19 protein-coding genes are annotated in these 23,153 nt (G+C 40.3%); 4 read left to right on the forward strand and 15 right to left on the reverse strand.

What is annotated here, in order from left to right:
• Nucleotides 1–90 precede the first annotated feature (90 nt).
• Complete coding sequence (locus tag VK664_RS12510; protein WP_461399003.1) at nt 91–636, forward strand: DUF4238 domain-containing protein; 546 nt, start codon at nt 91–93, stop codon at nt 634–636.
• 87 nt (nt 637–723) lie between these two features.
• Here VK664_RS12510 and VK664_RS12515 read toward each other — a convergent pair whose 3' ends face one another.
• From VK664_RS12515 to VK664_RS12575, 13 genes are all read right to left on the reverse strand, one after another.
• On the reverse strand, nt 724–1,602 hold the full coding sequence (locus VK664_RS12515; RefSeq protein WP_461399004.1) for a hypothetical protein: 879 nt from the start codon (nt 1,600–1,602) through the stop codon (nt 724–726).
• Between the two features lie 537 nt (nt 1,603–2,139).
• Nucleotides 2,140–2,775 (reverse strand): hypothetical protein, encoded by a 636-nt coding sequence (locus VK664_RS12520; RefSeq protein WP_461399005.1) that lies wholly within the window; start codon nt 2,773–2,775, stop codon nt 2,140–2,142.
• A gap of 617 nt (nt 2,776–3,392) precedes the next feature.
• Nucleotides 3,393–5,153, reverse strand: coding sequence for a hypothetical protein (locus VK664_RS12525; protein ID WP_461399006.1), 1,761 nt, complete (start codon nt 5,151–5,153; stop codon nt 3,393–3,395).
• Between the two features lie 24 nt (nt 5,154–5,177).
• The gene (locus tag VK664_RS12530) at nt 5,178–6,566 is read right to left on the reverse strand and encodes a PKD domain-containing protein (RefSeq protein ID WP_461399007.1); all 1,389 of its coding nucleotides are present in this window, start codon (nt 6,564–6,566) and stop codon (nt 5,178–5,180) included.
• A gap of 1,928 nt (nt 6,567–8,494) precedes the next feature.
• Nucleotides 8,495–8,698 (reverse strand): hypothetical protein, encoded by a 204-nt coding sequence (locus tag VK664_RS12535; RefSeq protein WP_461399008.1) that lies wholly within the window; start codon nt 8,696–8,698, stop codon nt 8,495–8,497.
• A 517-nt stretch (nt 8,699–9,215) separates the two neighbouring features.
• Nucleotides 9,216–9,539 (reverse strand): hypothetical protein, encoded by a 324-nt coding sequence (locus tag VK664_RS12540; protein ID WP_461399009.1) that lies wholly within the window; start codon nt 9,537–9,539, stop codon nt 9,216–9,218.
• 275 nt (nt 9,540–9,814) lie between these two features.
• A complete protein-coding gene (locus VK664_RS12545; protein WP_461399010.1) occupies nt 9,815–10,582 on the reverse strand; it encodes a DUF6371 domain-containing protein in 768 nt (255 codons plus the stop codon).
• A gap of 91 nt (nt 10,583–10,673) precedes the next feature.
• Entirely contained in the window at nt 10,674–11,816 is a 1,143-nt protein-coding gene (locus tag VK664_RS12550) for an AAA family ATPase (protein WP_461399011.1), read from the reverse strand.
• Between the two features lie 36 nt (nt 11,817–11,852).
• Nucleotides 11,853–12,152, reverse strand: coding sequence for a helix-turn-helix domain-containing protein (locus VK664_RS12555; protein ID WP_461399012.1), 300 nt, complete (start codon nt 12,150–12,152; stop codon nt 11,853–11,855).
• A gap of 118 nt (nt 12,153–12,270) precedes the next feature.
• A complete protein-coding gene (locus tag VK664_RS12560; protein WP_461399013.1) occupies nt 12,271–13,458 on the reverse strand; it encodes a hypothetical protein in 1,188 nt (395 codons plus the stop codon).
• A 193-nt stretch (nt 13,459–13,651) separates the two neighbouring features.
• Nucleotides 13,652–14,971 (reverse strand): tyrosine-type recombinase/integrase, encoded by a 1,320-nt coding sequence (locus VK664_RS12565; RefSeq protein ID WP_461399014.1) that lies wholly within the window; start codon nt 14,969–14,971, stop codon nt 13,652–13,654.
• 345 nt (nt 14,972–15,316) lie between these two features.
• The gene (locus VK664_RS12570; protein ID WP_461399015.1) at nt 15,317–16,033 is read right to left on the reverse strand and encodes an SDR family oxidoreductase; all 717 of its coding nucleotides are present in this window, start codon (nt 16,031–16,033) and stop codon (nt 15,317–15,319) included.
• A 161-nt stretch (nt 16,034–16,194) separates the two neighbouring features.
• Nucleotides 16,195–16,416, reverse strand: a complete 222-nt coding sequence (locus VK664_RS12575) for a hypothetical protein (RefSeq protein ID WP_461399016.1) — start codon at nt 16,414–16,416, stop codon at nt 16,195–16,197.
• 201 nt (nt 16,417–16,617) lie between these two features.
• Between VK664_RS12575 and VK664_RS12580 the strand changes: the two genes are divergently transcribed.
• The gene (locus VK664_RS12580) at nt 16,618–18,984 is read left to right on the forward strand and encodes an ABC transporter permease (protein WP_461399017.1); all 2,367 of its coding nucleotides are present in this window, start codon (nt 16,618–16,620) and stop codon (nt 18,982–18,984) included.
• A gap of 130 nt (nt 18,985–19,114) precedes the next feature.
• On the opposite strand, the gene VK664_RS12585 is transcribed toward VK664_RS12580, so the two are convergent.
• Nucleotides 19,115–19,858 (reverse strand): molybdopterin-dependent oxidoreductase, encoded by a 744-nt coding sequence (locus VK664_RS12585; protein ID WP_461399018.1) that lies wholly within the window; start codon nt 19,856–19,858, stop codon nt 19,115–19,117.
• A gap of 258 nt (nt 19,859–20,116) precedes the next feature.
• Entirely contained in the window at nt 20,117–20,869 is a 753-nt protein-coding gene (locus tag VK664_RS12590; protein WP_461399019.1) for a cytochrome b/b6 domain-containing protein, read from the reverse strand.
• A gap of 154 nt (nt 20,870–21,023) precedes the next feature.
• Between VK664_RS12590 and VK664_RS12595 the strand changes: the two genes are divergently transcribed.
• Nucleotides 21,024–21,935 (forward strand): DMT family transporter, encoded by a 912-nt coding sequence (locus VK664_RS12595; protein WP_461399020.1) that lies wholly within the window; start codon nt 21,024–21,026, stop codon nt 21,933–21,935.
• 118 nt (nt 21,936–22,053) lie between these two features.
• On the forward strand, nt 22,054–22,896 hold the full coding sequence (locus VK664_RS12600) for a polysaccharide deacetylase family protein (protein WP_461399021.1): 843 nt from the start codon (nt 22,054–22,056) through the stop codon (nt 22,894–22,896).
• The last annotated feature ends 257 nt before the right edge of the window (nt 22,897–23,153 follow it).

The following is a 23,153-nucleotide window of genomic DNA, read 5'->3' on the forward strand; positions in this document are numbered from 1 at the left end:
AATCTTTGCAAAAAATAATTAAAACCCTGTACTTTTATTCTTCATCATGCGTCCTTACAAAGAAATTTGTGCATGTTTCCTGCCTAAATATTGTGCACGCTTAATTGCCGAAAACTGTGCATTGTTAATTGCCGACTACAAATAAACGATGCAAAGCAAACTTTTGTTCACCGTCGTCATACCATCCCTATCAAAGGTAGGTCACTTACTGAATTAAAAGCATTAGTCATACCTTGGGATAAGCCTTTTTTCAATAGTGTGTTATTTCAAGGCATTGCAGAAACTTCTGAAAAGAGGGTGGCTGATAGTATTATTTCTTTGGTGTCTCTTACTACAGATGCATCATTCATCACTAGCGACAACCCAATTACTACAGAATGGAGCCGCGACATTAACGGCATGGAAAATGGTGGGCATGTCAGATGCGTTCCCCTCGATAGCAAGCATCTGCTTTCAATTCGGCCAAATCATCAGCAGCTTGATCCGAATGTGATACATAAAATACATGTCCTACCACAGGACGAAACAAATTATGTTCTCTCCCGGAACCAACAGCAACTAAAACAGTGCTCGTTGTTTATTTTGGGTGATAGTGATGGGCTGGCTTCATTTCAGAAGCAGATGGGTGAGTTGTAACTATAGTTTTTCAATCTGAGATGACTAGTTTAAAATGTTTAAATACACTTTATCTGGGTTAGGTTTTCCGATCTTTAACCATGCGATTTAGATCTTGATTCCTTTAGCCTCAAGTAATTCCTTTAATTTTTTTCCGCGATCAACAGGAAATCGATGTTGATTAAGTCTGAAATCGAACAAGAGGGTATCATCGATCAAGAAAGTCTTTGAGGCATCTGAATTGGTGTAGCTACCGGCTACCAAAACTAACAAGCGCAAGCCTTCTATTTCTTTTTTGAACGGAATACTAAAATTTCTCCATTCAGGGGTTCCTAAAGCGAAAGGGCTGATCAATCCTCGATATTCAATTAGGTATTGTAAGTTTTTGTAAGGTTCGTAATCGTCTTTGTCAGCTATGAAAAAGAAAAACCGCATAGTTATATTTCTACTGACCGCTCCTTCATTGCAAATCTTGATTGTGACGGTATCTATGTCTGGTGATTGAACAAAAGAAATTGGCGACGATGCACAAAACTTTATCAGCGGCTCCACGCCTTTAACAATCAATATTCGTGAAGAATCTTTCACAAGTTTTTCGATCCTCTTTTGAGCTGTATCATATTTTAACCCATATTGTGCTAAGGCTTCGATAGTTTCTCTTTTGCTTTCTTGAAGTCTGGCGAACGCGATAGAGTCTCGATAATTTTGAGTTTTATTGGCAATGCTGTCTCGATTCGTAATCTCCAGTTTATTTGCTTTTTGAGTCTTGTCCTTCTCATGTTGGTCATCAACCTCCTGCCAAATGGATAAGCCAATTATGAAGATGAAAATCATCGCTAAAATAAACCCTTTCTTTGTTAGAGGGTACTTTGATTCAGGCCGAAAAATCTGACCCTTATTTCTTTTTATGATAAGGTTATCTGTGGTAAAAAAAACTATGCAGGCGGCGAAGATTTGTGAAAAGATGATGAACCAGAATTTTGTCATGGAGGACGTCTTAAATAGGTATTATCTTTGATTTAACTGATAAAACAGCCGATGCTGTTATTCTTATGAATCCATATTAATGCAATTTCTTCAGATTCTCGCTCAATTTTCCGTAGAATCGCCACTTGTCTATATATTTCAAAAAAACACGAGCGTCATTTGGCAGTGGCATCTTTTGCAGTGGCGTTTCCCCGTGATTTTCTTTTGCCCCACTCATTGTTTTTGAAATATTCATTCCTCAAGTTCCCTGTAAACCGCTATTTCGTGAGTAATATGTTAGATAGACGGATTTTAAAAGTTCGCAGTTAAAATTTGCATTTATGCCGAAAGTATCTAATCTGTTTGCTTCGACTTTAAGTCTCTCCTTGTCTACATCTTCTACGAACTGATTGTAATTGTTTGCGTCGAAGCGTAATAAATTAGGGGGACAAAAAGCCCTGACGACATTTTGCCACAGACAATTTTAACTTCCCACCTTTTCAACATTGTCAAATAACCAGGAATCTTTAAGTAGACCAGTCTATCATCATTTAAACACTATACTCTGATGGAAACTTGTACAAGGTTGGGAAGTTTTGTAAATTGATCGTGAATAGTTTTACCATCTTCAAGACCATCTTCCACATCGAGTAGATGTGTCTTTATATTTCCACACAGAGTGATCATTTCATCATTTTCAATTTTGGCCCGAAACTGTTGATAAGCATCAAATGCTAACTGTTCTAGTCGATGAATATTCATGGTAGCAACCTTGTTTGCCGTATCTTTCGGCTCCGCAAGATCGATTTTCACCCAGAGCAATTTCGGATTCCCCGCGTCCCAGATTATTTCTCCTTTTTTGGGAGACAGCTGATGAGCAAGTCCGGATCGAAATACAGTATATAAGAACTCACCAAGTTCATTCTCAGGTGCAGGAAAAAAATCACAAACGAAGAGTTTGAAACTGTCTTTGTTTGCCAATTTTAAGTTGACACCTCGATACATTTGCTTTTGATTATTTTTTCCAATATAATATATACCACCATAAAAGTCTAGGACAGAGAACCAAAAAGTTAACAGAGCGGTGTCTAATTGTCTATGATAATGTTTACCAACTTCTTTTGCTATTTGAATTCTTTCTTGATAAAAACTTTGAAAAAATGTATTAATAACCTCTTGCGAATTGTTATGCATATTTTGAAACTTTTGCTTGGTAACTATGATTTTTTCTTTACAGTTATCTTTAAATGTAAACTTGAAGGTTATGGTGACATAGCCTTCAAGTTAATAAGATCAATAATTGTAAAGAATGAGTAAACATCTTGTGCGTTTTTATTTCGATAACTTTAGCTTTTAATATCTCAGCCTTTTTCCTTTTTCTTTTTCACTCGCTTTTTTTATTGACTGTTTAGTACGTCCAACTTCATCATTACTAACTATTGAAACAAACTCAAGCTGGACAATTAAATAAAATTCGCAAACCGCTAGGTTATTAAAAAACTAAGTTTACGCTGCTCACGTCTGCATAAGGTAAGTAGAATAAAACAATTATAAAGCCTTCGTCAATGTCTTTGGGTCAGGCTGATGCTCAATCTGAAGGCGAGCAAGTACTCTGCCGAGGTAAGTTTTGAATTTCAGATCAATAAATACATAATCTTTTTCATTGAATCTCAAGTAGGTTCAAGCTTACCAAATAGACAGCTCAGCCAGGATACACAAAATCATTTTCGATTACCAATAGTTGGGTTCTATTATACGGTGACATGTTGATTGCAGAATACTCATTGTGTGTGCAGGAATTATTTTGATTATTAAAATTTCCGAACTGTTCGTACTCTTGCCAGCCCGTCTTTACCATAGTTACTCCAGAATATGCCGGTGGTAAAAAAAAGATTGGTAGCGAACAAGGTACCATTCTCTTCTGCACCCCAATAACTGCAATTACCAAAGTTTACATCTGTACAATCGACAGAAAAGCCACCGATTAATCCTTTATTTCGAAACATCATTGATAATTCGGCACCTGATGGCAGGGACCAATCATCGAAACCTCCACCTCGATAGGTTCGGCAAATGGTATGGGCATTAAACCAGTTTGTGGAAGCACTCTGGTCAGCTGGAGCACATACAAAGCCGTGGACTCCACTGGGTTCAACATAATATACAATACCTCCGTGAGCGACGTCGCCAATTTTCAGGCCTGGTTTAAATGTTGCCCTTAATGTTAATAAGACAGTGTTTGTTGTATTTGGTTGTGTATATAGCAATTGATATGTAAATTCTGTTTGATCTACTATGTTGTTATCTCTATTGAAAAAAGTAATTTCTAATCCTTGCGTCCCCACATCGCTAATGCTTGCCGAAATATTTGAATTGCTGATCCCGGTTATTTTAACTAGTCTATTTTTCAGTTCTATTGTTTTCGATGCAGCATTTGTTAAGATTGGTGAAATGTAAAGTGTATAAGTTGCGGTAACGTCAGTCAATAATGAACCAAAAAGTTGTTTAAGTTTATCGAAATGTCCTTTGACTGTGAGGTCTTCGTTTTCCGCAATTTCATTCAATTCAATGAATTCAGTGACTGTAGGGAGTATAAGTTGCTTGTCTGATCTACGAAAAGTTCTAAACTTCCCTAAAATTTTTTGTTTAAAAGAACTTCCTTCCTGCACTTCAATCGGTGAAGATATTCCTAATCCTGAGGATGAAGATAGACTTTCAGCATAGGCTACCATGTGTGAAGTTTTATTGCTCTGATTCCACGCTTTAGCTTTAAGGTAGGCATAAATTCCCATAGCTATCAAACAGGATACTCCGAAGTGTGGGGTACCCGATAATCTCCATAAAACCGCAGATGCAATCGCTGCCTTGAATGCAAGATTAGCTCCATACAGCTGCAATCTTGCGAAGTCGATTTCTGGACTAGTAACTTCTATAGGGTCCTGATCGGTTGTCTGATTACCCAAAATATATGTAGTGTCGGTCTGAGAAGTTCCCAGAGGCGTTCGGTCGAATTTTGTATTTATAATTTGATAAGCAGCTAATCTTTTCTGTTCAAGGGTTAGAGAAGCTACGTTTTTCGACAGTTGAGTTCTAAGCTGACGCATGAGTTGCAGTTCTGTACTTTTTATTCCATCAGCAAAATCATTTTTCTCGATCGAGTCAATGATCTTTTCATAGCTGCTTACATAGTTATTGATCACTTCATCAGGATTGGTTACTGTTTGATAAGTTCCAACAGTCATTACTGGTGAAATCTCGCCATTCACCGGATTCAGATCTAAATGATAGCTCCCGGGCGCAAGCTCAGGGACAAGAAATGCGTAATGTAGTTGATCAAGCTTAAATAACAGAACTTGTGTTGTTCCGAACCGAACGTTGCTGGTATCTTTCGTTATAGTTTTTGCAGACGTAATTGTTGCAAAGGTTCCAGGTAATACTTCTGTTGAGTCTACGGTGTATTTCACCGTTTCGATAACAATAGGCGGCTCTGGTATCGGCTGGGTTTTCACATCTTTTTTGCACTGAAAACCCATGAAGGCACATATTATCAGGAGAAAATATTTGGTACGCATTCCAATATTTTTTTAAAATAAATTTTAGGGATATTGTTTCGCCTCGTCAATTGCTTTGGCAGATATTGGCCAGCGCCAACCCGTGAAGACGGTTGTGATATTTTTATTCGCCGCAGCGCAGGATGCCAGAATGAAATTGTCAACCGCATCTTGAGTCGATTGAGCATTAGGTCGTGCACCAATTTTTTTCCAGAGATTTCTTACGAAATTCTCGCCACCGTGGTCTCTGGCAAGCCTGAAACAAAATGATGCGAACAAGTCTGCTGTTTGTCCTGCACCAAGCGTGTTAGCCCATGTCTTTGACGGGTCTGCAAGGTATTTGTCAATTTCTGTTTCCTGAAAGCTTGAAGAACTCCCAACAACCTCAGCTCCCTTCATTGCCATAAAACCCATGAAGATGGCGAACCCTGTGGCTGTTGGATCATTTGCCTTATAGGCGATTTTGTCGCCGTAAAACCAAAAGTTTCGTCCGAATTCGTAAAATGGAAAATGCTCAAACTCATTTTTCGTTCTAATTCTGTTATAAACAATGTCAAAATAAGTATTTTGAATTTCAATTCCTGTAAATCCCAGATACCCGCAAGCTGCCCCACAGGTACTGGCTACATCTGCGATAGTTGATCTTCCGTTAATGAAATAGTTAGGAGCATTAGGAGTCGGTGTTCTTCCAGTACACAGTGCGTAATACTCATAACAATCATCCATAGCTTTTAACCATTTCACCATTACAGTTCTCTCGAGCGTACGATTTCGTGATAAAATCATGACCTTATTCCCTTCCCACGCAAATAAGTCTGTTTGGGCAGCCGCGAATGTACGGTAAGGCAAAGTATAAGGCCAGATCCGGACTTGTTTGGTGAGGCTGTCAGTGCCGCTGGCATTTGTAGTGATAAGTTTTACGTCGTAGATTCCCGGCTGTGAAAAAATCAGGGATGGAGTTTTTAAAGTTGAAGCATTAGCTCCACCGACTGTCCATTTGTAAGTTATATTTGAACCTGTTGTACGGTTATTCACAACTGCAGTTGCTGGTAATAATTCCTGGTTTGGTATGCTGATGTCAAAGATTGTGTTCGGTTTGTTAAGCGTTATATTTACCTGCTTTGTAAGTGTGTCAACACCGTTTTTATTTCGAATGGTCAGTTTAACATTGTAGGTCTTGATATCCCTGTAAATTATTTGGGGATTGGGAAGGTCCGATTTCATCCCGCTATCGAAATCCCACTCATAAGTTGTTGAAGCAATAAGTCGTGCTTTGAAGTTTACCGTATCGGGAAGTTGTCCTGGATTCAAAATGACAAAGTCGAAATCCGCCTTAGGTAGATTTTCGGTGACAGCAGTTTGGTCTTTTTGACAAGCAACTATCGCACACAGTGATAAAGCAAGACAGCCATATAGATATGACCTTGTACTCATATTCAATTTCGGGTTTAGCGATCCGCACTTCAGATCACGGGGAACGGGGTAGATCTATTGATTAAGTATTCATAAGTTCGTAGGCGGATGTAGTAGGATATAAGAAGATCTCAAACTAAAAATACAGCTTTTTTGGAAACGTAAAATGAATTTTCCATTTTGAGACGTCAGCAGTTCCTCAAATATTCAGCTCTCTTGTTCCTCATGGCACGATGACGTATTTATTTCTTGTGATTAAAGTAGGCATACATTGTACTGAAAATTACATCGTGAACGAAAAGTCCGGGACTACAATATCCAATCGCTGCCATGCCCGCAATATGTTTCCACGAATGTCGACAGCAACAAACACGAGGGCTTCAGGAATTACGTCCGGCGAGATGAAAATATATGACGAATAAAAGATTAATCATTTAAAAAATCGCTTGCCAAATGCCAGCCAAAGTGGTTTAGGTTGCTTATGATTCCTTAGTTACTCACGAAGAAAGCTTCTCACGTTTGCTAACTGACGGAAAAAATGTTGCATCCTGTTTCACAGAATTAAATCTTACCAGTTGACATGCTGAGTAAAGTGAAAGCAACGACGCGAACACTTATTACGTTGTTCGAAAAGATGGATTTAATAAAGCGGATTGAATTCTTATTTGGTGTTTTATGCCTAATAAGGTGCTAATTGTGTGGTTGACATGAAAATCAGTTTGGAATATCTGGTTTACCTTATTAGGATTAAAGCCTGGACAATTCCACTTCCGTTATAGCTTTACCTTTTTAAAGCATTAATTCGGATTCAGCCGCTTTGTGTTTTTGTATTTATATAGTTCTTGCACGCTGTAGGTGTTTTGATTTAATTCGCATTAATCCAGAATTATTTTCCGTTGCGAACACCAGAAATTCCTGGAGATTTAGCCATGAATTCGAATAAGAACGCCATCAGGCCGTAAAACACATTTACTGGCAAAGCTGAAGTACATATTGGAGCATGTCCTATGATAGCAAATATTTTTGAATCGCCCATGAGAAACCGAGCACGACAAGAGGTGCGTGATTTATAAACACAGCTTGTCTTTTGCTCAAACACGGTTACCTCACTCTCCACGTTATGAACAGGATCTATTATATGAATTTCAGACTGGGTAACTTTAGTCAAGGCTGCTATCAATACATAAACGCTGTAAAGGCAATGGCCTGATAATCTCTCTCATCGCGTAATACCTTCTCTGATTTACTTTTGGTATTCCGCCACCTCTAACTAAATTCATTATCATACATCAAGATGGCACAGGCAGTGCATCCTAACGATAACGTTGTAACAGATGCGTGGCACTAGTTCACAAATGGGTGCAGCCGCAGGTTGCATTGCCAATAGGTGAAGGGGTAGATACTAAAAGTCTTGTAAAGTAATAAATTAGAGAACCATACAATGCAAGTGCTTTTTATTTCCATGGAAATTATTCTCAACTTATTGATCCACTTAACATGTAGGGCTATAAGAGGGTGGTCTTATTATTTTATACTTAATCTACCTGAGGATAAGAATTCACAAGTATTATCCTCAATGGGAAGTGAGATGCTTACTGCAATCATATCGTTGTATTGTCTGCTACATCTATCTCAGCCGAGGTAAATATTTTTCGTATTCCTCACAGTTTGTAATAATTTGCAATTTAGTTTTGCGCTTCCCGAATAGTAACACCTTCGATAAAATCGCGCGCAAATACCTTTCCAGGGAAAGAATCTTATCACGTCCACCTATTGTTCTATCTAGTAGTCTTAACTCATAATTTCCGAAGGATAATACATAGTCTTGAAAAGCTACTCAACTGTAACTGAACATCCGTCCTTTATATCAGAGTCCTACTTGTAAGGCCCTTAGAACTGTGACCGGTTCTGGCTCTTTAATCAACATTCAAGTTCCTTATGATTGAAGTTCACCAATGTTTTTCTTTGTTGTCATTTTCACTTTGTTCATACAATATATATACGCAAACCAGAATCAAGCTACTAATGATAATGACTGTCAGTAATTTGTTTTCCTGTTGAAGAGCCACATTGACCTTTTCTGATTCAAGCTTCTCAGTCATTTCTACTATGTCCATTTTGTAAACCATTGGGTTAAAAGCGAGGTCATGCATCTTTTACAATTTTTATAGTGTCATTTGTATCTAAAAAATAGCCGAAATCGAAAATTAGGTAGAGATTCTTCGATTCGTTTCTTTTTATTCCCGTAAAGAATTCCGCTTCGAAACCCATCAAGTGCAATAGTCGTTTATCGATTGATTGATTTCTATACTCACGATACAATCTATCTAGCACGAGATGGTTTACTCGCAGTTGCACTTCTCCGGGCCTAGTAGCTTTTTTGCGTTGCGCAGCTATCGCATTATTTGTTTGTGCCTTACAGGTAATCGAACAATATATCTGATTACTTCGCCCGAAGAAGGGTGAAGTACAGTGTTTGCAATTAGTTTCCTTCATATTCACGAATTTGTCATTTAATGAAATCATTTACAATGGCCAGACTCAATGCGAAATACTTCCGCGAATTCAGCTCAGTGCCTACAGCATTGTATGGATAAATCTTTAAATCTTACTCTTATGTCCGTCTGTTTTGAGTCTACAATGTCTTTACTTATGCTTTCAATTCATGTATTAAAGTAAACCAAATGCTTTTTTTTGGCGATCGGTTCCATTTTGTTGTATGTCGGTTAAGAATTCATTGAATTTCTTGTTAAGAAAAAACAGGAAATCAGCAAAGTTGTCGGTGACAAAATCATAACCCAAATACTCATAACTTTTATCCTCCTCATCGACAAACAGAACTTTATAATCTCTCCGGCCACAACAAACGGCTAATGTATGTCCTTCAGCTCTCATCACGGCATAGTTCCTCGAATTAAAACAATAAGCGCTTGACCGCTCAATAAGTGCCCTAAGCCTTTCTTCTGCATCTTTTGCTAACCGTGTCTTGCTCATTTTTTTAGTTTTAAAGTGGTTGATATGACGAATTACCGAACCGATAATCCCACATTATCGGATACTGATAGTCATTAAGTGCCCACCCATATTTCTTATCTGTCACTAGAAGAAAATCCGCTAAGTCAAAGCCGGCCGCGCGTTGGGCTTGTGACGCGTTGTCCTCGAGTATGCACGAAACCGATATTTGTAAATTGTTCGCCACCTTTATGTCATCAGCCTTTTGACTCCAGTCTTGATGTGCCCCCAGGTCGGGAAAAAGTATGATGGGCGTGTCACCACTTATAGGAAGGCGTGATAAATTTTGAAGGCCGCACCCGTTTTTTCCGCCAGTTTGCAAGCCAAGTAAACTCTGGAAAGAAAATTGAGGCGATTATGGCAGTCTTTTCTGCTTCAACTATTGCGATAGGCTTACAGGGGGCTTTGGCAAAAAGATGCTCGCCAAAAAAGCACTGCTTCAAGTTGAACTCTGCCAGCTCTTTCTCTCCTTTAAGCAGAGAGTGAACCCAGGTGATCTGACTCACAGGTTCTTTTACTCTCCGGCCATTTGTAGCTATATAACCCATTACCTTGCCTGCCCTTACTTTTCCTTCGTTATCAATTTGCCAGAAGACGGTAGCGCCGGGCCAGTGTTTTGATGTGCCCAGAAAATATCGGCCGATCAGCTCGCTCGTTATTGCACGTCCAAAAAGTCCCTCAAGAAAGGTGCTGAAATTGTTTCGGTCATAACCGGACATCGTCTTTTGAACATATTCGATTGGAATCGTGCTCATTTGTCTTTGGACTTCTTTATTTGTTTTCGATGCCCTTGGGTTATTATACTGGGAAGCGTGATGGAATTCAGATAGACTTTGTTTCCCAAATCCGGTTTTGTACGGATTCAGATGATAGCCGCAATTCACTTCTCGATCGCACCTTCCATACTCTTCAGGCAAATGCTCCAGCGTTTCGGAATGCAGATATCGAACGAACGTTTTTTGTCCACATTCGACACATTTGTGTTTTTTGCTTCCAGGTTCAAGTGTGTATTTAAAATCGCTCATAACCAATTCTTAGGTCAACAATTAATTATTTCAGTGGGGTCAATTTGTATGGGTCAGGGTCAACCCCTATATATAGGGGGGTTGACCTGACCTAATGACGTAGGTCAATCTGACCCAATTCTGACCCATTCTGACCCTTGACCTGATCGACCTGAATTCGGAATAAATCGTCTGGGCCTTTCGTGACATATCCAAGATCTATCATCTCCTTAAATCGTCCTTTAGCGGTAGTTGTCCCGCATCCCAATGATCTAAGGATAGCAGCGACGGCATCTTTGTATGGAAGGGCCAAAAAAGGTTTAAATATTGTTTTAGCGAACTCTTTTTTGGCTTCCAAATTCCTTTCGATTTTAAGTTCAGCCTTGATTGATTTTTTCCAATCCTGCACAATATGGGGCAGGGAACCTTTCTTCCACCTGATTGCAAAACTCTCGAAAGGGATACCTCGGCTGTTGACGCAAGTCACAACACTTTGTGACCTGTCGTCTTTATCTGCCTCGGTCGATATCTCCATTTCACATTTTTGGGATGAGATCGATCCAACGTGCGCTCTTGCATTATTATCGCTCTTATTTTGATGCAAGACACCGGCAATGTGAATATCATAGATTGAACTTAACTTTAGTATTTCCGAAACCGTTAGGTGTCCTTCCATCGAATCCATAAAGTCAGACATCAGATCCACCAGGCCATCAATGACAACAAGCTCCAGATTAGGTGTGTTTTTGATTCCCGCCTCAATTATTTTCACTCGCTCTATCGGCGATAATTCACGCAAATCACAATATTTTAATCTTGGGGATTCACTTACACCAGCTAATTGAAGGATAAGTTTCATTGTTCGAGCCGCATAGCTTTCGCCTTGCTCAGTATCAAAAAATAATATGTTTTTGCAATTGCCAGTAAAGCGAACCGGATCCACATTGGGTGTCGAGCTGATCAGCGCCGCAATCAACAGCGCAAGGGCAGTTGTTTTTTTAGATTTCTGTTTCCCTTGCCATAAGCTAAACGACTTGGCAGTCAGCAACGGGACCTCTACTCCGTTTTGATAAATGTTTGCAATTGCCCGTGGCAATGGGTAATCTTTATTCTGTTCCAAGACAGTTTCTAAAAATTTTGCATAGTAGACTTCCGAATTAGTTACGGGCTTCAGCTGCGGTTGAAGCGCCTTTATGGCCGCTATGCCTGAGATTACCTGCTTTTGCTGTGCAATGGTCGGTTCCAAGTTATTCATATGATTCTGCTAAAGTTTAGGGTTCAAAGCCAAGACCTATACTGCTTTAAATTTTTTCAGGTGTTTTGCAGCTTCTTCGATTTCAAGCGCTTTGTAGTAAGTAGATCCCCCGATACGATGCACGGTGATACGTCCGTCTTTTGCCCAACGCCATAATGTTGTCTTACTAATTGCAGGTCTGAAGATTTTGCAAGCTTCCGAAGATGAAATTAGTTTGGCTTCTGAATCTGCAGCGAGCACTGCTTTAACTTCGGCTCGCACCTGGGCCTGCACGATTTCCTGCATTCGTTCAAAAAAGGCGTCAATTGGAACAGGTATTAGCAAGATGTTTTCCATGTCATTCACTATTGAAAGACAAAGAAATCGAACATTCACGGCAGATGATATGACAAACTGCTTATGGTTATGGGAAATTGCTTATGGTTATGCCGGGCTATACTCGAAAGGGAATTGTTTAGCGTTTTTTGCGGCGATTTTGTGGTGCAGTGGAATCTATGAAAGACTGGCGTTCTGTCTTGGCTAGGGGTAAAAGCTCATTATCAAGATTCAGTATCATAAACCTTATAGCATCATCAAATGCTTCTAATCTTCCTTTATACCCTCTATAGCTGTGCGCAGGTGCACAAATATTCATATTTTCGAGAGCGTTGACTTTATTTTTAAAGCTTTCGATAGTTCCACCATTATGTTCTATCAACATAACTGAAACTTCTTTGTCAGTTAGTTTTTTCTTCATGTAAAGATAGTAAAGCGCAATCCCAGCTTGTCTTGTACGCAACTTGAGTTCCTTAGGGTGACCGAGCGCGGCTGGTGCCGTAGTTATTGATACTGCTTTAGAGAATTCTTCCATCGAAGATTCAGTTGGCTGATCCACTCCTCCGCGATGAATTTCCACGTCACTGGTAAGTGCAAGATCGTTACTAGCGGCATTCGGAAACCTAGCATCGAACTCTTTCTTATTGGTTTTTGCTAAATCAATCCATCGAAGAAGCTCAAGTTCAAACCTCCGGTCCGAGCTCCCCTCAGCCCTTGTTAAGAGAATCGAATTATTTAAATATTTGTTGGGAAGCGCTTTGATTTTCTGACAATCACTAAACGGGTAAGTGTAAAGGAGTCCTTTGCGTTTTTCTTCCTGGTATGCTCGTCGATAGTGATGATTAACATCCGTTTCAATTCCGGCAGGTTTTACAGGCGGGCGATCTATCCATGGCATATGAATGAAAAAGTCCCTGAGTCGATCTGAAATAAAATCGCATTCTGCTTCGAGTATCCCTACTTTTTCGTGAAAGTCGCGGGCGCTCCCTAACTTGTTAAAGGTTCGTCTCGTCTTCTCCTCCAGAAGTGTATCGCTCGCTAGGTTGATATAAAAATTCGCCACTTTTTCAGCAGTGTCTTTCTCTTCAATATTCAGTCCGTATTGATACAAATGGCCATCGATTTCCCTCAAGACCGGGGCGAGAAGTCCATCAAGCTCAATAGGAGACACACCGACAATAAAACAGATACAACCCTCGAGGGTTTGGAGTGTACTAAATCGATGAGCCAACCCTTTGAATCGAGCATCAGGAATATGGTGTAGTTCCAGATCGTTGACTATTTTTGTCATGATGTATGGGCTTTCGTTGTTAAAAACATATTTCAAGATGACGAATTTTGTTGAATCCCGTTGGCCTTTACTTATCAAGTGCGGCCTTTTTGTTTAAAGAGGAAACAGCTCCACTCTCTCCCGGTTGTCAATACCGCAAAGCTTTTCAGAGCATTTCCTTTATTATCACCAGATCCATCGAGTCTTGAATTTCCTGCAAATTGCTTAACCATATCCCTTGCATCGAATATTAACTGGCAACTTTTAAAAGTTTACCACTCCAGTTCTTTTTGATATGGTCGGAAAGACGCTTAGCGGTTTCGATTTTCGTAACTTTGATATATTTTTTGAAAGAACTTTCTGTCCTATGCCCGGTAATCTTCATAAGCTCGTGTGACGGGAAACCTTCTAGGTACAAATTGGTCGCAAAAGATCTTCGTGCGGTGTGGCTTGATATATTCTCCCACAATTCCTTACTTGGATCAGTCGACAAACGGCCTTTCTCCAAGAGCCCAGCGGTTCGAGCGGCTACCTTGATGTAATCGTTGAACTTCTGCGAAGAAATAGCTGCAGGCAAGCGGTTGGCATTGCACTCATATCTGTCGAAAATGCTTAGCACAACCGGGTTGCATGGAATGATCACTAACTCTTTCGTTTTTTGGGTGATCATCTTGATGAAAAGGTCTCCATCTGTGTCAACAATATTTTCTGGTTGTATGTTAGAATAATCACTATAGCGAAGACCCGTGAAGCAACCAACAACAAACAAGTCACGAACTTGTTCAAGTTTTTTATTTTCAGTAAGATCATGACGATATAATTTCAAGACTTCTTTCTCTGTTAGGTAAACTGCGTCTGCTGGCTCCTCTGGTGAAGTAAATTTTTTGTGTTTAAACTGCATATTGGTGGTATAGCCAAGGTCCACCGCCTCGCCCATGACCGTTTTTATAACGGTAATGTCTTTTGCAATTGTATTTTGTTTCAGTCCCTTGGTTGATGGTAAATCATTATCTCTGAAGCCTTTTTCCTTTCTCAAATCCTTCTTAAGGAATGATGTGAATCGGTATAGAAAATCAATTCCAATACTGTCAAAAGTTACTGGCGCCTTTTGGAACGTCGCAAACTTAATGATGTGTCCTTTTACGGTGGAATAATTCTGCAAGGTGTTTCTACTCTTATCCTTGCCTTTGTTTTTAATTTCTCCAGAAATGAATCGGTCAAAAAGTGACATTAAGTCCGGCTTGGCTGCCTGTTCATTCTGGTGTAGCACCTGGTCCAGATAAGACTTCAGACATTCCTTGGTTGGAATCCCTTTGACCAGCTCATTTGTATAGCCTTTTAGGCAGGCTCTTGCTAGCGCTTCAAGCAGATCATTTAATGCATACTGGCCGTCGACCGTGGTAAGTTTGTTGCTTTTGACGCGCTGCGCCTTCGAGTTCCAGTTCTTGGGATCTATTTTTTGCCCAAAAGAATAAACCAACTTGTTACCGTGATACTTGAATTGTAGATAAACGAGAGATCTCGCGGGGTCACCGTCAGGCCGTTTGAGGTAAAAATTAACGCGTGGCATCGGAAAGTTTTTTGTAAATATATCACTTACTTCCACAGTTGGCCCGTTAGTTGGCCTTTTTTTGAAAATGATTGAAAACGATACATTTCAAAATATTTCAAGTATTGAGGCCTGGCAAGGGTTTACAAACATTCGCAAGGGTGGTAATCGCATATGATTGCATAAGTTCAACTCCCGTCCCGGGTACTTATTTAACCCATAGTATTTTGATATCAAAATACTATGGGTTTTTTATTTGGTTCTTGTTATGCTTTCTGCGGGCAGCGAAAATTTACCAGTTAACTTTGGTCGTTAACCACCTAGTCCTCGCCAGATATCTTTTGTTTATATTTAACGGTTTAACCCTCAACCTTTACCTGGCTTAGCTGGCCTTACTTCTATTTTACTGGGCAAAGTCCGGGGATTCATTTCGAGGAGGTCAGCAACCATCTGGCCAATATCTTCCGGTTGTATTTTCCACGCATCTTTGTCAGATACAATGTTGTCGGCAAACTCCGTGGCGACCGACCCCGGCATTATGGTCGTTACCTTGATTCCATGTTTTCGAACATCGAGCATGAGTGCCTGGGAAAAACCCACCAGCCCGAATTTACTGGCGTTATAAGCAGTACCGTTTTCGAAAAAATTAGTTCCTGCGAGGCTTGCAATGGTAATTACATATCCTTTTGATTCTTTCAGTGCTTGCAGCGACGTTTTCACCGTATTGAAGACACCAGTAAGGTTAGTGTTAATCGTTTCACCCCACTGTTCCTCCGTAATTTCATCAAAACTGACCAGGTGACCTACTCCGGCATTTGCCACGACCACATCCAGCTGTCCGAAATACTTCAAGACTTCATCTACGGCTTTTTGCTCCGACTCAAACGAACCCGAATTTGACTCCAATGCAAGAATGCGCGTGCAATCATCTGTGAGTGATGTGGCAGCCTTCTGTGCAGAGGTCAACGACCTACTTGTTATGGCCACCCGCATACCTCTTTCGAGCAATTTTTTTGCTACACCGTATCCAATGCCCTTGCTACCGCCAGTTATGTATGCAACTTTATTTGTTAGTTTAGTCATGTTTTTGTGTTTATGATTAACAGTTTATTGATTAGCGTCTCTGCACACTTCACTTATACCCGGCTTGTATTTCGAAAGCTCTCGATTCGTCTGTCTTACCTAAATGATGACGTCCGCAATGCCGGCGTTCTTACAGTAACTTATCATTACGTTTATTGATATCAATAGTTCGCCAGGTTATTGTTTTCAGGAGGATTATTTAAACGCCGAAGAATCAGTTGAAAGCCTTCCGGAATTCCAATGGTGACTGATTGGTCATCGTTTACTGCGTAGTCAAAAAAACCATATTGGCTGATCTTTTTAACAAGTGTCGTATTCCATAAAAGATCCGCCACCCGGTCAGGGATAGCCGGTTCAAAGTCTGTTAATAATCTTCTTCGCATATTTATTTTTTTTAGATAGCCATCACCTAACACTAATATTTGAAATCACAGCAATTCCTTACCCCCACATCCTCAATACAAAAACGGACATGGTGCTGTATCACAACCGGACAGATGTATTATAATCCAGATATTCATTTATTTGATTTTTAACAGGTTCTAACCGGCATCTTTTTAGCACAATTATTAGAAACTTATACAATGCTAAAAACCTATTTAAAAATTGCCTGGCGCAACCTTGCAAGGAATAAAATGTTTTCGTCATTGAATATTGTCGGGCTTGCAACAGGAATGGCAGTAGCCATTACGATAGGTTTATGGGTCTGGGACGAACTGTCATTTAATAAATATCATGATCAATACGATCGCCTCGCAAAGGTTTTAGTAAACGCCACAAATGGAAATGAGACTTTCACCGGTAGCTCTGTATCACAACCTATGGGGTATGAGCTGGAGGAAAAATACCGGGATGATTTCAAATATACCTCATTAGCATCCCAACCTGGCCCGCACATCCTTGCTTCCGGAGATAAGCAATTATCAAACACAGGTATGTGGGTACAGGAAGCATTTCCCGTTATGTTCAGCTTTAGGATAATTAAAGGGTCCGCTGACGTTTTGAAAAATCCCACTTCTATATTGATCGCAGAATCCGTTGCCAAAGCTTTATTCAATAATGATGATCCTGTTAACCAATTGGTACGCCTGGACAACAAACGGGAAATGAAGGTGGCAGGGGTTTTCAGGGATCTTCCTCATAACACCAACCATCGTGATGTTAAAATACTCCTGCCCTGGAAAAGCTACGTTACAGAAGAATACGTGAAAAATGCAGCAACACAATGGGAAAATCATATGTGCCAGTTATATGTGCAGTTGATGCCCAATGCAGACCTGCATAAAACGAGTACAAAAATAAAATCTGTCCCAACGCCACACATCTCTTTTTCCCGGGAAGAGTTAATGCTTCAGCCCATGAAGAACTGGCACCTCTACAGTGAATATAAAAATGGTAAACAGGTGGGTGGCCGCATTGGCACTGTATGGCTCATAGGTTTAATAGGTTTATTTGTGCTTATACTCGCATGCATAAATTTCATGAATTTATCCACGGCAAGAAGTGAAAAAAGAAGCAGGGAAGTCGGCATAAGAAAAGTTATAGGATCTTTACGCAGGCAATTGATTGTACAATTCCTGAGTGAGTCTTTAACAATGGCGCTGATAGCATTGGCAGCTGCAGTACTGATGGTGCAGTTATCATTGTCAACATTTAATGGTCTGGCAGATAAGCAGATGTCAATACCCTGGACCAACCCAATGTTCTGGATACTGATTACAAGCTTCACATTTTTTACTGGTATCATATCAGGGAGTTATCCTGCTTTTTATCTTTCTGGTTTTAAGCCAATCAAAGTTTTGAAAGGATCATTCAAATCGTCACGGGCAGCAAGCGTTCCAAGAAAAGTACTGGTTGTAATTCAGTTCACTGTTTCTGTGGCCCTTATTATTGGTACCATTGTTGTTTACAGGCAGATTCAATACGCGGGGAACAGGCCGGTAGGCTATACACGAGAGGGATTGCTTACAGTAGATATGAACACCCCGGATTTGATTGGACATTATGATGCTATCAGGAATGATCTGATGGCAACCGGTGTCGTTGACAATATGGCCGAGTCAAACAGCGCACCGACAGCGGTTTGGTCGAATAATGTTGTTGAATGGAAAGGGAAAGATCCCGGTACCGTATTCAGTCCGGGGACCATTGCAGTAACGCATGATTTTGGAAACACCTTACAATGGACCATAAAAGAAGGTCGGGATTTCTCAAGGAAATTTCCTACTGATACAGGGGCTTTTATATTAAACGAATCGGCAGTTGCAGCAACCGGGTTTAAGGATCCGGTCGGCAAGACGATCCGTTGGCTGGATCAGGAGCATGTGATTGTTGGAGTGGTAAATGACATGGTAATGGAGTCTCCTTATCAACCAATACGACCAACCATATTTCATTTAAACCCTGCTTGGGCCAGGTTAATCACTATCAGGGTAAAGCCAGGTATATCATTGCGTGATGGGCTGGCAAAGATTGAACCGGTTTTCAGAAAATATAATCCGGGAAGTCCATTTGTTTATAAGTTAACTAACGAAGAATACGAGAAAAAATTCAACGATGAGAGACGCATCGGTAATCTGACAACTGTATTTGCGGTATTAGCTATCTTCATTTCTTGTCTCGGATTATTCGGATTGGCATCTTATGTAGCCGAGCAACGTACCAGGGAAATCGGCATACGGAAAGTGTTGGGTGCATCTGTATTTAATTTGTGGAAAATGATGTCAGGTGATTTTGTCATACTGGTTGCGATCTCATGCGGCATTGCCATTCCACTCTCGGCCTACTTCCTAAGAGAATGGTTGCAACAATATGAATATCGCACAACCATCTCGTTATGGATTTTTGTTATTGCAGCTATGAGTGCCATTATGCTAACGCTGGTCACTGTAACATATCAGTCGTTGAAGGCAGCAATAATTAATCCTGTAAAAAGTCTTAAATCAGAATAAAATTTTGTAGATACCGCTGGCGGGAACTGCAGGCTTAACTAATGCTATTGCCATGTTAGTAAAAAATCTGAGACAAGGGAACTCTCTTTAATTAAAACGCGTTATGAATTAACTTTGAATCAGGCATCAATCAAATCCCTGCATGCCAGGACCAGCCAATATCACCGATATCAACAAATTCATCGGTAACAGTAATTTTTTCCAGGTACTTCATACTCTTATAACCAAGTTGTGTTTCAACTCTCAGCCTTAATGGTCCACCATGCGGTATAGGAAGATCACGTCCATTCATGCCATAAGCCAGGATCGTTTGCGGATGAAACGCATCAAGCAAATCGATACTATCCACCCAACCATCGTAAGAATAAAAATTGACAAACCTCGCACTCGGTAAAGTGCCGGCACTGTTGAGTATACTGGCCAGCGGTACACCTGTCCATTCAGCAATCGCGGACCATCCCTCTTCACAGGTATGCCTTGTAATTTGCTTTCTTGCCGGAAACTTTTGAAGATCTGTCAATGTATATGAACCTGGTTTTGAAACACGTCCTTCAATGGCCAGGCAATAATCCTTAAACCCCGCTCTCACAATATTTTCATAAGGCTTACTAAATGATGACTTTGATGTGTCGGCAGGATTAGTGGTGCCAATTGCCGGGAAAGAAGAGATATCATTGGTTGTGTATTCTTTTACCAATGATTGTCCAGGCAGCAATGCACGTTGAGCATGATAAGTAAACGCATCTCCCATTCGCAGAATATTGCCATATGTTGGTGGTGGCTTTTTAGCACAGCCTGGTAATATGAGACCACCTATCGTGGTCAATCCTGTGATGATCACATTTCGCCTGGTTATGATTTTATTTTTTCTCATAAATATTCCCGGTTGTCATTGATTTTACTAATATCATCATCATTGAATGAGTTAATCAGCGAATGAAGTAATCATTGAATGAGTTAATCATTGAATGAATTAATCATTGAATGAGTTAACCCAAACTACTTGCTATTTCTCATAAAAAAAGTTGGCACTCAAAAACTCACATTAACTCCACTAACCACTAATCGTAACCACACACACCACTCCCAACTCACTTACAACTTAACTCACCACTCACCACTCACAACTTTCTTAAATCATCGCCTTCATTTGTTTTATAAATCCTGACCTGATTACCATAACCACATGTATAATTACAAACAGCACCAGTAAACCAGAAGCAAAAAAATGTATGGTACGCGCAGACTGGGCGCCGAAAAACATTGTTGTAAGAAAAGGATACGCGGCAGTGATCGCTGGTGACATTGTTAAGCCCGTCATAACAATTACCGGCATCAGGAAAAAGATAACGAACAAATAAGTTGACTTCTGCAGCAGGCCATATTGAGGTCCTTTAGTAGCCGGAGGTATTCGCATCTTCAGATGATTGACAACATCCTTCCGTATCACAGGGGCAGTTAATTCCTGTGATGTAGGTGCCAGGTTTTTCTTCAGATGACCGGTGAATATTGCAGCAAGCATATAAACGAGTCCGGTAAAAACAAGTACCCAGGCCACCAGGAAATGTAAACTTCGTCCCCAGCCATTTTGATTGTAGATTTCAAAAGTCCGGATGGAACTGATCGCCGCGTTAGAAGTTCCGGGAAAAAAAGCCACTGATTTTTCCCAGCCACCGTGTTTATAATTTTTACTGACCGGCAGCTCAAGTATTGCAGGAGTGAGCGCATTCCCTACTTCTCCCCAATATAACCTCGGGTGGCACATAAAGATGACGAAGCCACTGAACAGTAATGCCATAAAACTGGCAGTGACGACCCAGTGTGAGATCTTCACCCAGTTTTTATGCTTAAGCGTTTTCACCTCAGCTGGTGGACCTTGTATCATCCGGAAGAATTGGTTGTTTGAATTTGGGGTTAGATGTCTTATTGAATATACATTTTTTTTCAGACGTTCTGGTAAGGTTTTAAAAAAAGACAGGGCAGGCTCTTTGCCGCGCGCTACCTATTAGTAAATTATTTGGCAATTGATTGTTGTATAGATGTCTTCAAAGATTTCTTTACTTTCGCCGGTCATGAAAAGGGCGTTTATTTTATTGCACCTGGCTGTGTTCCTGGCGGGTTTTACCGGTGTATTTGGGAGGCTGATTGAAATCAATGCCGGGCTGATTACCTGGTACCGGTTGTTCTTTTCGGCGATTTTTTTATTCCTTATTTTCCTTGTGTCGGGCAGGCTTCAAAGAGAAAGTTCCTCAAATATTCTCAGGATAGGCTTTGCAGGGGTCTTGCTGGGCCTGCACTGGGTGTTCTTCTATGCAAGCATTAAGTTTTCCAATATTTCCATTGGTGTTGTATGTTTTTCCCTCGGAAGCTTTTTTACGGCACTAATAGAACCCCTGATGAACAAGCGTAAACATTCGATCCCGGAACTTGTCTTAAGCGGACTTACACTTTGTGGGATAGCATTGATTTTTGGTCTTGATGCAACTTATCGTTTTGGTATCATGCTCGGCGTTATATCCTCTTTAATAGTAACTTTTTATACCATCTGGAACAAGCGGCTGACAAAAACATTTAATTCAACTACCATCACTACTTATACGATGATAGGTGGCTGGCTCGGTATTTCGCTTATCATGCCTTTTTATTTATACCTCGAGCCGGCAGTTACCCTTATTCCATCTCTCAGGGATACTGGTTACCTGTTAATACTTGCGCTGGTTTGTACCGTGTTGATGTACCTGATGATAACCGAGGCCTTACAGAAAATTTCAGCCTTTACCGTGAACCTGAGTTTCAATCTTGAACCTTTGTACAGCATCGTCCTGGCCATTATCATTTACCGCGAGAACACTGAATTATCCTGGCCTTTTTATGTTGGCCTCACGATGATCGTTTTTTCCGTTTTATTACAAATGTACCGGGTACTCAGGTTGAAACTGGTTTCGAATTAGTGATGTGCTGATATTTACTACTTATTATTAAAACTTGTTTTAATTATTTACATTCATTGGTTCTGGTATTCGTGTATTTTAATTATCTTAAAAAATTCCAAACGAATCAATCAATAAAATGAAATCTATTTTCATCCTGCTGTTAGTGTTTTCAACCTTAAAAGTATGTGCCCAAAGCGCCCCACGCCTGATCGTGCGCGGCGACGACATGGGATATTCGCATAGCGGAAACCAGGCCCTTATACAATGTGCTAAAGCCGGAATCCAAAGTTCAATAGAAGTAATTGTTCCTTCACCCTGGTTTCCGGAAGCCGTTAAAATGCTCAAAGAGAATCCGGAACTTGATGTCGGAATACATCTTGCTATTACAAGTGAGTGGGACAATGTAAAATGGCGACCACTGACTGATTGCCCCAGCCTGAGAGATGAGGACGGTTATTTTCTTCCAATGATTTATCCGAATAAAAATTATCCCGGCAGGGCCGTGATGGAAAATAAGTGGACTTTGGCTGATCTTGAAAAAGAGTTCCGCGCGCAGATTGAACTCGCTTTAAAAAAATTACCAGGAATCACGCATGTATCCTCACATATGGGATGTACGGGTTTGAATGACTCCAGCAAAGCGCTGGTTAAACGTTTGGTCGCAGAATATGGATTGAATATCGATACAGAAAAAGCAGGCGTTAAATCGATTAGTTATAAAGGCGCCCACAAAACTTCCTCAGAAAAAATAAAAAGTTTTATAGCCATGCTTGATGATCTCAAACCTGGCGAAACATATATGTTTGTTGACCATCCAGGTCTTGATTCTCCTGAGCTAAAGGCTGTTTCCCATATCGGTTATGAAGATGTTGCGACTGACAGGCAGGGAGTAACCGATCTGTTTACAAGCAACCTGGTTAAGGAGGCGATTGCAAAAAAAGGAGTTAAGTTGATCAGCTATGCTGATCTTAAAAAATGAAGCCGCAAGTATAGAAATATCCCCCGGGCATAGTCTTCATTCTTATGTTTTTAACTTATACTTCATCCTTTTGTTTTTAGCATATATTTTAAATGACCGCTATTTCAGTCAAAGGAGTTTTGACTGAAATAGCGGTCATTCTGAAAATACATTTTTTATTACAACTGCAGCTAAGAAGGTTCAGCAAAGTTCGGGAAAAGCGGTTCGCGTTCAACCGTTAACTTAGAATCATTAATATGAGCGATGGTGGTTCAGGT

Source organism: Flavitalea sp. (assembly GCF_035489435.1).
Classification (GTDB): Bacteria; Bacteroidota; Bacteroidia; order Chitinophagales; family Chitinophagaceae; genus DATHKG01.

What these genes read in the sequence shown, in the direction of transcription:
- VK664_RS12515 (WP_461399004.1), bottom strand. Translation starts at nt 1,602, where the DNA reads ATGACAAAATTCTGGTTCATCATCTTTTCACAAATCTTCGCCGCCTGC.
- VK664_RS12520 (WP_461399005.1), bottom strand. Translation starts at nt 2,775, where the DNA reads ATGCATAACAATTCGCAAGAGGTTATTAATACATTTTTTCAAAGTTTT.
- VK664_RS12525 (WP_461399006.1), bottom strand. Translation starts at nt 5,153, where the DNA reads ATGCGTACCAAATATTTTCTCCTGATAATATGTGCCTTCATGGGTTTT.
- VK664_RS12530 (WP_461399007.1), bottom strand. Translation starts at nt 6,566, where the DNA reads ATGAGTACAAGGTCATATCTATATGGCTGTCTTGCTTTATCACTGTGT.
- VK664_RS12535 (WP_461399008.1), bottom strand. Translation starts at nt 8,698, where the DNA reads ATGCATGACCTCGCTTTTAACCCAATGGTTTACAAAATGGACATAGTA.
- VK664_RS12540 (WP_461399009.1), bottom strand. Translation starts at nt 9,539, where the DNA reads ATGAGCAAGACACGGTTAGCAAAAGATGCAGAAGAAAGGCTTAGGGCA.
- VK664_RS12545 (WP_461399010.1), bottom strand. Translation starts at nt 10,582, where the DNA reads ATGAGCGATTTTAAATACACACTTGAACCTGGAAGCAAAAAACACAAA.
- VK664_RS12550 (WP_461399011.1), bottom strand. Translation starts at nt 11,816, where the DNA reads ATGAATAACTTGGAACCGACCATTGCACAGCAAAAGCAGGTAATCTCA.
- VK664_RS12555 (WP_461399012.1), bottom strand. Translation starts at nt 12,152, where the DNA reads ATGGAAAACATCTTGCTAATACCTGTTCCAATTGACGCCTTTTTTGAA.
- VK664_RS12565 (WP_461399014.1), bottom strand. Translation starts at nt 14,971, where the DNA reads ATGCCACGCGTTAATTTTTACCTCAAACGGCCTGACGGTGACCCCGCG.
- VK664_RS12570 (WP_461399015.1), bottom strand. Translation starts at nt 16,033, where the DNA reads ATGACTAAACTAACAAATAAAGTTGCATACATAACTGGCGGTAGCAAG.
- VK664_RS12575 (WP_461399016.1), bottom strand. Translation starts at nt 16,416, where the DNA reads ATGCGAAGAAGATTATTAACAGACTTTGAACCGGCTATCCCTGACCGG.
- VK664_RS12580 (WP_461399017.1), top strand. Translation starts at nt 16,618, where the DNA reads ATGCTAAAAACCTATTTAAAAATTGCCTGGCGCAACCTTGCAAGGAAT.
- VK664_RS12585 (WP_461399018.1), bottom strand. Translation starts at nt 19,858, where the DNA reads ATGAGAAAAAATAAAATCATAACCAGGCGAAATGTGATCATCACAGGA.
- VK664_RS12590 (WP_461399019.1), bottom strand. Translation starts at nt 20,869, where the DNA reads ATGATACAAGGTCCACCAGCTGAGGTGAAAACGCTTAAGCATAAAAAC.
- VK664_RS12595 (WP_461399020.1), top strand. Translation starts at nt 21,024, where the DNA reads ATGTCTTCAAAGATTTCTTTACTTTCGCCGGTCATGAAAAGGGCGTTT.
- VK664_RS12600 (WP_461399021.1), top strand. Translation starts at nt 22,054, where the DNA reads ATGAAATCTATTTTCATCCTGCTGTTAGTGTTTTCAACCTTAAAAGTA.